Genomic DNA, 13,605 nt, shown 5'->3' with positions numbered 1-13,605 from the left:
TTCTCACTTCAAGCCGTCCGGCTATTTGCACGCAGGCAATCATAAGGGTGCCCAGGTGAGGCTGATAACGCTTTGTGCCCGCAGTGAGCTTTGCACGCGGCAAGCGGGGGATGTCACCGGGTTCGGGTGTGGCTGTCACTTCTCCCTCCGCGCCGGCTGGGGGCGAATGAACGGTTAGAAGGGAGCGTACTTAGCCGACGCTATGAGCAGGGAATTCTGTCCAGGAGGTCATGATCGACCGCTTAGAATCGTCGGCAGGAGTTTGACGTGCAACGCGGAGGGTCGGCGATGACAGGGCTGAAGGCTTTCACCGGTGCGATAACGGCTTTGGGTGGGCAGTTTGACAACGTCGCCACTGACGCGGGCAACGTGATCGACGGTGCGTCCGCGCTGTCCGGGGTGTTGAGCAGCCATGGCACCATCGGCCACCCGGCCGCCTTCGCCACTGCCATCGACGCGCGCCGTGGAGCGGTTGGCGCCGCCAAGGCGGACTCAGAGAGGCTGGCCCAGACACTACGGCAGGCCGCTAATGCCTATGAGCGCGGCGATCTTGAAGCCGCCGAAAGGCTTAAAGCCCAGGCTGATCGACTAGGTGGTGCCGGAGAAGCGGGTCCAGCGACAACTGCGGGTGGCTATGATGCGGGCGCTGCTCCCGACGGAGGCCAAGACCGTGGGATCCAAACCGGAAGTCAGATGATGGGTCAGTTTTCTCAGATGGCCGGGCAGATGATGCAAGGAATAACGCAGCCGGTCCAGGGCATCGTGCAGGGACTGTCTCAGATTCCTCAGCAGGCGATGCAGGGCGTGCAGGGCATAATCCAAGCGGCCACTCAAGGTGGCGCGGCTGGAGGGACTGCCGCCTCTGACCTGGCTACGAAGTCAGGTGCAACCAACGCGGGTGCGCCGCCAACAGCGGATGGCTCATCCGGGGGCGCTGGTGCGCCCACTGACGGAGAGAAAGCACCCGCGCATGCCGGCATCATGAGCGAGGAGCGGATGAGGGAGTTGCAGGGTCTGCCACCTCGGACCGATGAGTCCGGTGGGAAGGAAACGGCTTCCGCGCCATCGCCCCGGATTCATCAAAGAACCGCCCGCGACCTGTGACCAGTCGGTCCATCAGGAGATGGGTGGCTAATTCAGAACAGGTTTCTCCGGCCATCCCGGCACGGAAGGCAGTGTCGGGAAGGCCGACCGTGGGTACGACTTATCACGTTCAAAGTGCGTATTCTCCGCTGGCCGCTCGTCCCTCGCGATGCACGAGGCGAGATCGCTTCCCTTTTCTGGCCACGACGCGGGCTGGGTAAAGTAGTCGAACAGGAAGCTGGTTATCTTCCAACCTCCGAAGACATCTTGGAAGGGGGCCTTCGAGGGCCCTTTTTGCGATAACAATTTCGTGGAATCGTCGGGAGCTCGCAGTCCTACCCTCATCGGGAAAATGCCAGGATTAAATTCGTCGCCAATCCCCACATTCACGAAATAGCCTTCGGCCGCGGGAATAGTGCCCGCCGAACCGTACAAGTATGCACAGACGACAGCAGTGACGTCATCCCCTAGGCGGTCCAGGCGCAGCACCCGATGACGCGCAGTGCCGACCCAAATTGCCGCCGGGGAGATACCCACCTGCGGATGTAGGTGAGACCTTCCAAGCGGCCGTGATGCGGACTGATTCGGTTCTACTGCTTCTGCGAACCCCGGGTACAAGTACGTTTCGTCTTCAGTGATACTCGCCAAGTAATACGACTCGACATACGCCCTTGTGGCGATCGCTGCTCCGTCGTGGACCAGATCAATGCCTTTATCGGCCGTCCAATTGATGGTAAAGTCGGACAAATCTGAAGGCCAACCTGCACCCGCCGTTTGCAGATTTTCTGGGTTCGATTGTTTACAAGAAATGCAACCGGCAGCGGCGAGCGCCGCCACAAGGAATAATGCACCAAGGCGTTTCATATGCGATGTCTACTTGTCGCGCTTTGCAGGATCATGCGGGTTAGGTTCTTCGGTTATTCCGTTGTATTTAGTGATCATCTTTTGCAATGGGTCGTGCCCTCCAACTACAGTCTCTGCCGCCTTTTGGACAGCCTGAGCATGCTCGTCGAAGCTCGCCTCCGGTGGACGGACGATCTGGCCGTCCACCATCACAGCATGCGAACCAGGCGGATAGCCAACCAGTCGACCTTGCTCGTTGTAATGGGCTTGGGGGAGGTGAACATCTCCGCCAACCTGCGCTACCGTACTCACTATCCGGGCACTCGCTGTCTCGTCGCTCATGTTTGAAATTGGATTGTTCGGATCCATCACTTCCGTAGTTCCGAGAATTTCATCGCGCAATGATGCTCCAACGACGCCAATGGCTGGACTTGCCGCAATCCCTCCTGGCAGCGCGGCCGACCCTACTTTAAGATCTTCGAGCGCAGCGTCGTATGCGAACTCTTTCCATTCCTGTAATTTTGCGTTCATTTCGTTCTGATTTGCGGCAAACGAGTCATGGGCTGCGACCAATCCATCATCGACGAGTCCGCGCAGCGTAGCGGAGGAATTCAACTTGTTTCCAGAGTTCGGATCTTGTGGATCCACTGCGAACGCCGTTTCATATGCCAAGGCATGCTTATATACTTCGGAACTCCACAGTTTAGCCGAGCTCTCTTCGCTACTAAGAACGGCGAACAAGCCCTTTGTGTTTGGCAGCGAGTTTTCCTTGTAATCGTTGTACGTATCCAATGGTTCAAAACCTGGCAGCCCGTTGGACAAGCCAGCGATGTTATCGATATAAGGCGTAAGCCCGGTAGCCATCGCGTTGGTCAAGTGAGGGTTTACGCCACCCAAGGTATGCTTACCATCGAGGCCGATCGTATCGTCGCCACTGAGGTGCATCAGTTCTTTTGAGTGCGTGCCGAGGTATTCGCCGTACGTATGTGCTGTGGACGCTGCGATCCCCTCCTCGGGGCCAATGGCCGCCGATTTCGTCCACTCGAAAAGGGAGCCGGCACCTGTGCCGCGATCGCCCCAGGCCTCGTGTGTGAGGTTGTACATCAGATGCTCGCTATTGACCTTAAATTTCTCACCATACGGGTTGCCTGAGGCCACGTCGCCAGTTATTGCATCATGGATTACCTGGTGATCGTTGTGAACGGCAAGCATTACGTCAGATGCGACTTTCTCGAGGGCGGCGTGCGGCGGACGTGGATCGTCCCAACTGCCAGGCAAATCCATGAAATCTCCGGTTACAGGGTTAAAGATACGGAAGGGCGCGTCATCGGACCGCCACAAAGGCGACTCCATCATGTCCGCTACCTTATGCATCATGCCGCGGTCGAAATCGGTACCTTTCGAAAAGTGCTCACCGTTGCCAGTATTGGCAATATCGGCTATCTTCTGCAGGTTTTCAGATTGTTCAATTCCTGGTGATTCGAGAGTTGACCTAACGCCGTCTGGAAGCTTATCAAAGCCGCCTCTAACTGATTCTTCTGACTGTAGTGCTCCGTCAATCGATTCTGTCTTAGGAAATTCGATATTTGGATTGCTCATTAGATTCCATGAATCGGCCATGATTCCGCTGGCGCCTTTTTTGGCCGCCTCGTCTAGCTCGTCAACTGATCTGAGCTTCTGCTGCGCTTGCATCTGGCTTAGGTACGCAGCTTGCGTGGGATCGAGTTTTTCGTTGCCGGAGAGCTTTTCACCTCCGATGGAGTCCAGTGTGAGCTTTACACGCTGCTGGGCATCCTTATCGCCTTTGAGCGCGGCATCAACATCCTTGCGGGCCTGTTCATTGATGGCTGGACTGCCGGCGACGCCGTCCTGTTTGTTCTCTTTATCCTCGCCATCTTTGATATCACCGCCTAGCATGCGGATATCTGACGGACTTTCTTTCGGCCCGCCAGGGCGATTGCCCATCGCTTGCCATTCGCTCTTGATTGTGTCGACCCGTCCACCGATTGTGCTCATCGCAGCATTCGAAGTGGTGATGACCTCGCTGACCTTGCCGATTCCCTGGCTGGCGATAGACAGGAGTTTGCTGTCACGATCGATTGCGCTGGTACCGCTCGGTATAGCTGCGGCCGCGGTGTCGACCCAACTTTTGATGTTGTCCAGGTTTTTGCGGCCCGTCGCAACTACATTAGAGGCGTTGGTGACTTCGGCGGCCATTTTCTGATCCAACTCAGCCAACTTGCCGTACACACCGGCATGCTCCTTGTTCTTGGCCGCGTATGCCTCCGATGCCGGGCCTTGCCACCGGGCGTCCGGTGCAGCCGCCTCTACGCCGGTCTTCATCTGTGTCAGCTTCGAACTTTGGTCTAGCGTCGCGCCATCCTGAGGCGCGCCTTGCCCAAACGTTTTTCGTGCGCTCGTCCACGTTGAATAAAATGCATCCAACACACCCACAGACCAGCCTCCCCAGACTTGAACAAATACTCACTCTCAGTATCTCAGCCAAGCAGTGGCCGCAGTGCGCCAAATGCCGGAGAGGAGAGGCCCATCCGCGCGGGTACCGGGAGCCCTGGTTCCCAAGTCTGCTGCACCTACGCGTCCAGATCCTGCTCCACGAGCCCGGCAACGTTGGCCAACGCGTCAGCGTCGTCGGAATCCACCGTCACCTGAGCCCCATTGCCGGCACCCAGCGTCATGATCATCAGGGCGGAACCGGCGTCGACGGGCTCGCCGCCGTCCATAGACAGGGTGACGGGAACTCCGGCATTGACGACCGCCTCGGCGATGATCGCGGCGGGGCGGGCGTGCAGGCCGATGGCCGAACCGACGGTGACAGTCTTGCTTGGCATTGTTTCTCCTTCGGGTTGTGACTCAGGTGGTGGCCAGCGCCGGAGCTTCCGGCGTGGTGACAGACGGTTTTGCGAACTGCTTGGCCGCAACGACCGCCAGGGCGCTGACGACGGTGCCGGCAGCCAGGGCGATCAGGAACCACAGCAGGTTGCCGATCGCGAAGAATACGAAGATGCCGCCGTGCGGCGCCTTGAGCGTGACGTCGAACGCCATGATCAGCCCGCCGGTGACGGCGCCGCCGAGCATCATCGACGGGATGACCCGCAGGGGATCGGCGGCAGCGAACGGGATGGCACCTTCGGAGATGAAGGACGCGCCCAACAGCCATGCGGCGCGGCCATTCTCGCGCTCCGGCTCGGTGAACAGCCGCGGCCGCAGCGTCGAGGCGAGCGCCATGGCGAGCGGCGGCACCATGCCGGCGGCCATCACCGCGGCCATGATGCGCAGCGTGGCGGGGTCGGCGACGTTGAGGCCCGCGGTCGCAAATGCATAGGCCGCCTTGTTGACCGGGCCGCCGAGGTCGAAGCACATCATCAAACCGAGAATGACACCGAGGATGACGACCGAAGTCCCGGTCATGCCGCTGAGCCAGTTGGTCAGACCGGTGGTCAGCGCGGCCAGCGGCCGGCCGAGCAGCAGGAACATCAACAGGCCGACGATCAGTGACGCACCGAGCGGGATCACCACCACCGGCATCAGTCCCCGGAACCACTGTGGCACCTTGAAGGAGCTGATCCACTGGGCGGCGAATCCGGCGATCAGACCGCCGACGATGCCACCGATGAACCCGCCGCCGACGAATACTGCCACCGCTCCGGCGGTGAAACCCGGTGCGATGCCGGGCCGGTCGGCGATCGCGAAAGAGATGTATCCGGCGAGTGCGGGTACCAGGAACATGAGCGCCAGTCCGCCGAGCGTGAACAGCACCGCGCCGAGGTACTGCGTCAGACCACCGGGTGGCAGGTCGGCCAGGGTGTTGGTGACCGCGATGTGATGACCGAGCGAGTTCATTCCGTAGGCCAGCGGGGTGGGTTGGCCGTCCGGGGTGTTGCCGATGTCGTAGCCGGCGAAGAGGAAGCCCAGGGCGATGAGCAGACCGCCCGCCGCGACGAACGGGATCATGTAGCTCACGCCGGTGAGCAGGATCTGTCGGGTGCGGGTGCCCCAGCCCACGTCGCCCGACGCGGCCGGAGCGGCCTCGTCAACCGAGCCGGCCACTCGCGGGGCATTGGGATTGCCTGCGGCGCCGATGGCTTCGGAGATCATCACCCCGGGTTCGTTGATGGCGCGTTTGACGCCGGAGGCGACGACGGGCTTGCCGGCGAAACGCTGCTTGTCCTTGACCCCGACGTCGGTGGCGAAGATGACGGCATCGGCCGCAGCGATCGTCGCCGCGGACAACGGCGTGCTTCCGGACGAGCCCTGGGTTTCGACGGTCAATTCGACCCCGGCATCATCGGCGGCCTGTTTGAGTGCGTCGGCCGCCATGTACGTGTGAGCGATGCCGGTGGGACAGGCGGTGATGGCGACGATCGACACCGCCTTGACGGGCTCAGCAACAGGCTCAGGAGCAGGGGCAGGAACAGGCGCCGGGTTGACCACGCCGTCGACGAGTGCCACCACCTCGTCGACGCTCGCGGCACCCCGTAGTGACGCCACGAAGTCCTTGCGGACCAGCGCGCGGGCCAGGCTGGAGAGCAGCTTCATGTGTTCGGCCCCACCGGATTCCGGTGCGGCGATCAGGAACACCAGATCCGCCGGTCCGTCGGGAGCCCCGAAGTCGACCTTGGGGGAGAGCCGGGCGAAGCCGATCGTGGGCGTCTCGACGTAGGGGGAGCGGCAGTGCGGGATCGCGATGCCACCGGGCAGTCCGGTGGCGGACTGGGCTTCTCGCGCCATTGCGGCGCCCACCAGGCCGTCGGTGTCGTCGGTGCGACCTGCCTCGGCGAGTGCTCCGACCAGTCGCGTGATGACGGCTTGCTTGTCGCGGCCCGCGTCGGCGTCGAGCAGGACCAGCTCGGGGGTGATGATCGGTTGGGTCATGGCGACACCTTCATGGGGTGGGTGCGGACTGCGTCGAGGTCGAGCTGGGCAGGTGTGGGCAGGGCGGATCCGGGCAGTGCCGCGGCGGCGCTGCCGTAGGCGACGGCCATCTGCAGTCGTTGCGGGGCTTCGGCACCGGCGTCGGCGGCGCGCAGGTAGCCGGCCAGGGAGGCGTCGCCCGCGCCGACGGTGCTGCGCGGAACGATCGGCGGCGGCGTGGCCAGCCAGGAGCCCGAACTGTCCACGAGGACCGCGCCGGCTGCCCCCAACGTGGCGAGCACCGCGCCGACGCCCCGGTCCACGAGCCGACCGGCGGCCGCCACCACCGATGACACGTCACCTTGGGCCGCAGCATTTTCCAGGGCGTCGGCCGATACCCCGGCCAGGTCGGCCAGTTCCTCGGCGTTGGGCTTGATCAGATCGGGCGCGGCCACCTCGAACGCGGCGGCCAGCGCGGCCAGCGGCGCTTCGGAGGTATCGACGGCGACCCGGCAGTCGAGCGGCGCCAGCAGCTGCACCACCTGGGCATACCAGTCGTCCCGAATCCCGGGCGGTAACGACCCGGACAACACCAACCACGATGCTTCTTGCGCCTTGGTCAGCAGGCAGCTGGTGAGCGCCGACAGCGTGTCAGCGTCCACGCTGGCGCCGCGCTCGTTGAGTTTGGTTGTGGTGCCATCGGATTCGGTGATGGCGACGTTGGTGCGGACGGGCTCCGCGATCGGAACGGCGGTGAACGGCACACCGTGCGCCCGTAACGCCGCGAGCAGGGGATCAGTGTCGGCAGCGGGCAGCACCGCTTCGGCGGCAACGTCGGCCAGGGTCAGAGCTCGGGCCACGTTGATGCCCTTGCCGCCGGGTTCGACGGTGACGGTGTCGACGCGCTGTACGGCTCCGCGCGTCAACGGCGTCCTCAATGTGACGGTGCGGTCCAGGCTGGGGTTGGGGGTGACCGTGATGATCATGCGATCACCACCTCGACGCCGTGTTCGGTGAGCTGTGCGCGGTCGGCATCGGAGATCTCGCTGTCGGTGATCAGGGTGTCGACGCTGTCGATGGGGGCGAAGCTGACGAAGTCCTCTTGGCCTACCTTTGATGAGTCTGCGACCACCACAACGTAATTCGCGGCCTGCACCATGGCCCGCTTGACGGCTGCCTCGTCGGTGTCGGGGGTCGAGAGACCGTGTCGCACGTTGATGGCGTTGGTGCCGATGAACGCGATGTCCACCCGCAGGGTTTCGAGTACCCGCAGCACCTGCTCGCCGACGGCGGCCTGGGTGAGGCCGCGGACCCGCCCGCCCAGTAATTGCAGGGTGACGGTAGGCATGGTGGCGAGGAGGCCGGCGATCGGCACCGAGTTGGTCACCGCGGTGAGCTCCCGGTCCGTCGGTACCTGCGAGGCGACGCGGGCGGTGGTGGTGCCGGCGTCCAGCAGGACGCTGGCACCGGTGAGGGGGAAGAAGTCGACTGCAGCCGCGGCGATGGCATCCTTCTGCGCGGCGCGGGTGGTGTCGCGTTCGCCGACGCCGGCTTCCACGAGGTGGAGGGTCCGGGCGGGGACGGCTCCGCCGTGCACGCGGCGGACGACGCCGGCCTTGTCGAGCACTGCCAGATCTCGGCGGACGGTTTCGGTGGTGACGTCGTATGTCTGCGCGAGTTCGGCGACCGAGGCGCGGCCCCTGCTCATGACCAGCGCGGCGATGGCCTGCTGGCGCTCCTCGGCGTACATGAGCCTCCGTTTGTGTGGGTTCGAGCCTAACGAGATGTTGATATATGTTGTTTTACGCTTGACTGTGTTGACTTGTCAACATTTTCTTGTAATGTGGCTCACATGGGCACTACAGCATCGGTTGCGTCACCCATCGTCTTGCGCGGGGTTCCGGTGGTCCCGGGAGTGCAGTACGCACCCGTGATCCGGGTCAGCAGACTCCCGGAGGTCGAGGTGCCGGCCGGCGACATCGCCGAGGCGGACCGGCCGGCCGAAGCGGGGCGTTTTGCAGCTGCGGCGACGGAGGTCGCCACCCGGCTGCGGGACCGGGCCGCGCACGCCACGGGTGCCGCCTCGGAAGTCCTCGCCGCCACCGCGACGCTGGCCCAGGACCGGGCCTGGCTCGGGGCTGCTGACAAGAGGATCGCCGCAGGCGCTCCCGCGGTCCGCGCCGTGACCGAGGCCGTGGACCAGTTCGTGGAGTTGTTCACGCAGCTCGGCGGGCTGATGGCCGAACGCGTCACCGACTTGCGGGATATTCGCGACCGGGTCATCGCCGAGCTGTCCGGTTTGCCAGAACCTGGTGTGCCGCTGCCGGATATCCCGTCGGTCCTGTGTGCCGAAGATCTGGCACCTGCCGACACCGCCGGTCTGGACCCGCAGCTGGTGGTCGGCTTGGCCACCACCCTCGGTGGGCCGACCAGCCACACCGCGATCATCGCCCGCCAGCTCGGAATTCCCTGCGTCGTGGCCATCGGTGGCCTCGACGCCGTCGCCGCCGGCGCGATGGTTCTTCTCGATGGCACCGCGGGCACCCTCACGGCAGACCCCGACGCCTCGGAGGCTGCCGCGGCTGTGGCCGCTGCGCAACGGGACGCGCTGGCAGCCCGACAGTGGGCGGGCCCCGGTGCGACGGCGGACGGCCACACCGTCGCCATCTTGGCGAATGTCCAGGACGGTGCCGCCGCCCGCGCAGCCCGCGAAACCCCTGCCGAAGGTGTCGGGCTGTTCCGCACCGAACTGTGCTTCCTCAACCGCGACACCGAGCCCACCGTCGACGAACAGGCGAACATCTACGGTGAGGTGCTCGAGGCGTTCGCCGGGCACAAGGTGGTGGTCCGGACCCTCGACGCGGGTTCGGACAAGCCGTTGAAGTTCGCAGGTCATCCCGAGGAGGCGAACCCGGCGCTCGGCGTGCGCGGCATCCGCATCGCCGAGGGCAATCCCGGCCTGCTGGACCGTCAGCTCGAATCGGTCGGCGCGGCTGCCGAGCAGACCGGCAACCCGCCGTGGGTCATGGCGCCCATGATCGCCACCGCGGCCGAGGCGAAAAGCTTTGCCACCAAGGCACGTTCGTACGGGCTGACGCCGGGCGTGATGATCGAGGTGCCCGCTGCGGCACTGTTGGCCGACAAGATCCTCGAGCACGTCGAGTTCCTGTCGATCGGCACCAACGACCTCGCCCAGTACACGATGGCCGCCGACCGGATGTCGGCCGATCTGGCCGCCCTCACCGATCCGTGGCAGCCCGCGGTACTGGCTCTGGTGGCGATGGCGGCCCGCGCCGGAGCGGCGGCGGGCAAGCCGGTCGGAGTATGCGGCGAGGCCGCGGCCGACCCACTCCTGGCCGCCGTGTTGGTGGGCCTGGGTGTGACGTCGTTGTCGATGGCGCCGGCCGCGATCGCAGCGGTGGGCGCGAAGCTCGCGCAGGTGACGTTGCAGCAGTGCCGCGCCGCCGCGGAGGCGGTACTCGACACCGCGACAGCTGCCGAGGCCCGCGAGGCCGCCGCGGCTCACCTTTGAACCGCGAGCAGACAACTAGGTACCCGAAAATGCTGCCGAAGGGGTACCGGAGCGTCTGCTCGCGGGAGGAAAGGGCCCCGGGGGAATAATCGGACCGCAGTCCGGTTATAGCTGGCATAAGACTACAAACAGGAGGTAGGAGATGCCAGCCATCACCGCAGACACCTTGACCCTGCCCCGTATCGCGGCAGCTCAGGCGTCGGAGACCGAACGCCCGGTTCGCTCGATCACCACCGGCCCGCGCGGATACGAGGGCGAGGGATTCCCCGTCGTCCGCGCGTTCGGCGGAGTCAGCGCCGCCGACCTCGACCCGTTCGTCCACATGGACCAGATGGGTGAGGTGGAATACCAGCCCGGTGAACCGCGGGGCACCGACTGGCACCCGCACCGCGGCTTCGAAACCGTCACCTACATGATCGACGGCCGGTTCGCGCACCAGGATTCACATGGCGGCGGCGGTCTGATCACCGACGGAGCCACCCAGTGGATGACCGCAGGGTCCGGCATCCTGCACATCGAAACTCCGCCGGCCGAACTGGTCGAGAGCGGCGGCACGTTCCACGGCATCCAGCTGTGGGTGAACCTGCCGAAGAAGGACAAGTTCGCGACGCCGCGTTACCAGGCCATCGAAGGTCCCGACGCGAAGTTGCTGTCGTCCCAGGACGGCGGGGCGTTGGTCCGGATCATCGCCGGCGAGATCGACGGTGCTCAGGGGCCGGGTAACACGCACACCCCGATCACCTTGGCGCACGCCACGATTGAACCGGGTGCGCAGCTCAACCTGCCGTGGAACCGCGACTTCAACTCGTTGGTGTACGTACTGAGCGGGCGCGGCAGCGTCGGCCCCGTCGGTCACCCGATCCACCAGGGCCAACTAGCCGTGCTCGGCCCCGGCGACCGGATCACGGTGTCGGCCGAGGGAACTCAGGATTCACACCGGCCCGCCATGGAAGTTCTGCTGCTGGGCGGCCGGCCGATTCGGGAACCGGTCTTCCACTACGGCCCGTTCGTGATGAACTCCAAGTCGGAGCTCATCCAGGCGCTGGAGGATTACCAGGCAGGCAAGTTCGGCCAGATCCCGCCGAATGCGCTGATGCCGCACCGGCCGCTGAACTGATCGACTAACCCACCGACTCGGCGGGCTGCGGGTACAGCAACTCCAGCTCGCCGAGATGCGCTGCAGCCGTCACCAGCGGCAGGGCCGCCGAGACCGCAAGGTCGGTTCCGGTGGCCTCGGCACGCAACGACACCACGAAATTCTCGCCGATCGGTACCAGTTCCGACGTGGTGTCCGCGCCGGTGAGCCGGGCGCAGATCGCCGCGGCATGCTCCTCGATCACCGAGCGGGTCTGCGGATAGACGCCCAGCGGTGGGGGTACGACATCGGCGATCAGCTCTGCTACCGCCCGTACCCGGATGACCCGGTTGGCCGCGCGCACCGCCGGAGCGCGTTGGTCGGTGGGTCCGCCGGTCTCCGAAAGGTACTGGCGGACCGCGTCATCCAGTGTCCGCGTGGCGGTGAGGGTGTCATGCCCGAGTGCGATCACGCGATCGGTGGCTGCCTCGGAGGCGCCGCGTGTCACCCGCAGCACGGCGGCATCGAGGAACTGTGCGCCCACCGCCCGGGCCTGATCGATCGCCTTGGCTACCGAGGCCGTCGCACCCCGCGGCCACAACAGCACCGACGCCACGATCCCCACGAGTGCGCCCACCACGACGTCTTCCACCCGGACGAGTCCGACGCGCCAACCTGTCGGTGCGATCAGGTTGAAGTTGATCAGCACCATCATCGTGAACGCTGCCTGCCCGGCGATGAACGATCCGACCTTGGGCACGTAGGCCGACCCGAATGCCACCAGAGGCAACAAGATCCACATCACCACCGGGTCCACCCCGAGGAACTCGATGAGCACCGCGCCGAGGATGAAGCCGATCGTCGTGCCGGCCACGGCGCGCAGCACCCGTGTCCCGGTGTCCAGCGCGCTACTGCGCAGCACCGACATCACACCCAGCACGACCCAGAACCCGTGCTGCACCGGAAACAGGTGGGTGACGGCCACCGCGAGGGCCAACCCCAGCCCGGTGCGCAGGCTGTTGCGCAGCACCACCGCGCGGGAGGCGACCAGGCCGCGGGTGATGGCGGCGACTGCGACGGTCTCAGGCATCACCCAATCCGCGGCGCCGGTTTTGGGTAGCCGCCGGCCCAGCACCCGGGCCCATACCGGGCGGGCATCGGCCAGCGCCGCGTTGCCGATCACGCGTCCGGTGACCGCGATGGTGGCCGAGATGGTGCGCCGGTTCAGCAGGACACCGCCGACCTTGGCGGCGGACGCGTCGTCGGCCATGCTCAGGATCTGGGTGATGTCCTCGCGGTAACTGCTCTGGGCCACGGTGCGCTGCTCGGCGAGAGCCGCGCGCAGATCGGCTTCGCGGGTGGCACGCTCGGCGCGATCATGAATCTTCAGCAGGGCGGCACTGTCGCGCAGTACCCGCACCGTGGGCTCGCGCGTGGCACCCAGCAGTTCGCCGGTCTGGTCGGTGACCTGGTCGCAGATCCAGCCGAGATCGTCGACGACGCGCACCAGGGCGCGGCTGCCCGCGCTGAGCGCGACGGGCCGGTAGTCGGCGCCGAGAAAGCTGGCGTAGAGCGCGTTCATCGCGCGGGTGACGTCACGGTCCGAGGCCTGGCCCTCCAGCCGGTCGGCCAATAGCCGGCATACCCGCGCGGCGTCGCGGCGCAGCTCATCGTGGTGGCGGGGCGCAAACAGGAACAGCGCGGCAGGCACGCACACCACCAGCGCGATCAGCCAGCCGAGCAGCCGGTCGGGAATCGGGCCGACGGGCGTGCACAGGGGCAGCACGAAAAGCAGCAGCGTGGCGCGTTGCCCGGCGGCGACGATCTCGCTGAGCACCCCGGAGAACGTCACCACCAGTCCGACGACGAACATCGCCGCCACGCTCGGCCACGGATGCGGGGCCAGGACCGTGCCCAGCACGATCAGTACGAACCCGTTGAGGGCCAGGCCGCCGTAGGCCAGGGCGCGGGCCGGCCGGTTGCCGGGGAAGTCGGCGGTGATGAGCAGGGAGACCGCTCCGAAGATCGCGAACAGCGGAGTCTGTGAGTCGCCCCCGACGGCGAAGCCCACGGCTGCGGCGACGGGTAGGACGATGGCGGCCCGGACGGCACGGCGCAGCGCGTCGTAATCGGGGTCCTTATCGCGCAGGCGGTCAGCTGCCCGGTGCCAGATCTCGGCCGGGGTCAGCATGATCGCCGA

At 65.2% G+C, this 13,605-nt stretch carries 10 protein-coding genes; 3 read left to right on the top strand and 7 right to left on the bottom strand.

Features of this window, described 5'->3' with window-relative positions:
• Positions 1 to 288: 288 nt before the first annotated feature.
• Positions 289 to 1,104 (top strand): type VII secretion target, encoded by an 816-nt coding sequence (locus AC4ELS_RS19150; RefSeq protein WP_448444354.1) that lies wholly within the window; start codon positions 289 to 291, stop codon positions 1,102 to 1,104.
• 27 nt (positions 1,105 to 1,131) lie between these two features.
• Here AC4ELS_RS19150 and AC4ELS_RS19145 read toward each other — a convergent pair whose 3' ends face one another.
• From AC4ELS_RS19145 to AC4ELS_RS19120, 6 genes are all read right to left on the bottom strand, one after another.
• On the bottom strand, positions 1,132 to 1,947 hold the full coding sequence (locus AC4ELS_RS19145; protein WP_448444352.1) for a hypothetical protein: 816 nt from the start codon (positions 1,945 to 1,947) through the stop codon (positions 1,132 to 1,134).
• A gap of 9 nt (positions 1,948 to 1,956) precedes the next feature.
• Positions 1,957 to 4,374, bottom strand: coding sequence for a TPR repeat domain-containing protein (locus AC4ELS_RS19140; protein WP_448444771.1), 2,418 nt, complete (start codon positions 4,372 to 4,374; stop codon positions 1,957 to 1,959).
• 143 nt (positions 4,375 to 4,517) lie between these two features.
• Positions 4,518 to 4,775 (bottom strand): HPr family phosphocarrier protein, encoded by a 258-nt coding sequence (locus AC4ELS_RS19135; protein ID WP_499048620.1) that lies wholly within the window; start codon positions 4,773 to 4,775, stop codon positions 4,518 to 4,520.
• A 22-nt stretch (positions 4,776 to 4,797) separates the two neighbouring features.
• Entirely contained in the window at positions 4,798 to 6,819 is a 2,022-nt protein-coding gene (locus AC4ELS_RS19130) for a PTS fructose transporter subunit IIABC (protein WP_498884621.1), read from the bottom strand.
• A complete protein-coding gene (locus AC4ELS_RS19125; protein ID WP_499048617.1) occupies positions 6,816 to 7,784 on the bottom strand; it encodes a 1-phosphofructokinase family hexose kinase in 969 nt (322 codons plus the stop codon). Before AC4ELS_RS19125 ends, AC4ELS_RS19130 begins: the two co-directional genes overlap by 4 nt.
• Positions 7,781 to 8,548, bottom strand: coding sequence for a DeoR/GlpR family DNA-binding transcription regulator (locus AC4ELS_RS19120; RefSeq protein ID WP_064878619.1), 768 nt, complete (start codon positions 8,546 to 8,548; stop codon positions 7,781 to 7,783). The genes AC4ELS_RS19125 and AC4ELS_RS19120 overlap by 4 nt, the downstream gene beginning before the upstream one ends.
• A gap of 102 nt (positions 8,549 to 8,650) precedes the next feature.
• Between AC4ELS_RS19120 and ptsP the strand changes: the two genes are divergently transcribed.
• Both ptsP and AC4ELS_RS19110 read left to right on the top strand, forming a co-directional pair.
• Positions 8,651 to 10,330: a phosphoenolpyruvate--protein phosphotransferase gene (gene ptsP, locus AC4ELS_RS19115; RefSeq protein ID WP_064878617.1), complete on the top strand. Its 1,680-nt coding sequence runs from the start codon at positions 8,651 to 8,653 to the stop codon at positions 10,328 to 10,330.
• A 142-nt stretch (positions 10,331 to 10,472) separates the two neighbouring features.
• Positions 10,473 to 11,447, top strand: coding sequence for a pirin family protein (locus AC4ELS_RS19110; protein ID WP_055119343.1), 975 nt, complete (start codon positions 10,473 to 10,475; stop codon positions 11,445 to 11,447).
• Between the two features lie 4 nt (positions 11,448 to 11,451).
• Here AC4ELS_RS19110 and AC4ELS_RS19105 read toward each other — a convergent pair whose 3' ends face one another.
• Positions 11,452 to 13,596: an FUSC family protein gene (locus AC4ELS_RS19105; RefSeq protein WP_498884618.1), complete on the bottom strand. Its 2,145-nt coding sequence runs from the start codon at positions 13,594 to 13,596 to the stop codon at positions 11,452 to 11,454.
• Positions 13,597 to 13,605: the final 9 nt, after the last annotated feature.

It is taken from the genome of Mycobacterium shunyiense (assembly GCF_058270035.1).
The sequence above is the reverse complement of the archived record's forward strand: the minus strand, read 5'-3'. Positions and strand labels throughout refer to the sequence as shown.

Coding starts and splice junctions, on each gene's coding strand:
- AC4ELS_RS19150 (WP_448444354.1), top strand. CDS start 289: ATGACAGGGCTGAAGGCTTTCACCGGTGCGATAACGGCTTTGGGTGGG.
- AC4ELS_RS19145 (WP_448444352.1), bottom strand. CDS start 1,947: ATGAAACGCCTTGGTGCATTATTCCTTGTGGCGGCGCTCGCCGCTGCC.
- AC4ELS_RS19135 (WP_499048620.1), bottom strand. CDS start 4,775: ATGCCAAGCAAGACTGTCACCGTCGGTTCGGCCATCGGCCTGCACGCC.
- AC4ELS_RS19130 (WP_498884621.1), bottom strand. CDS start 6,819: ATGACCCAACCGATCATCACCCCCGAGCTGGTCCTGCTCGACGCCGAC.
- AC4ELS_RS19125 (WP_499048617.1), bottom strand. CDS start 7,784: ATGATCATCACGGTCACCCCCAACCCCAGCCTGGACCGCACCGTCACA.
- AC4ELS_RS19120 (WP_064878619.1), bottom strand. CDS start 8,548: ATGTACGCCGAGGAGCGCCAGCAGGCCATCGCCGCGCTGGTCATGAGC.
- ptsP (WP_064878617.1), top strand. CDS start 8,651: ATGGGCACTACAGCATCGGTTGCGTCACCCATCGTCTTGCGCGGGGTT.
- AC4ELS_RS19110 (WP_055119343.1), top strand. CDS start 10,473: ATGCCAGCCATCACCGCAGACACCTTGACCCTGCCCCGTATCGCGGCA.
- AC4ELS_RS19105 (WP_498884618.1), bottom strand. CDS start 13,596: ATGCTGACCCCGGCCGAGATCTGGCACCGGGCAGCTGACCGCCTGCGC.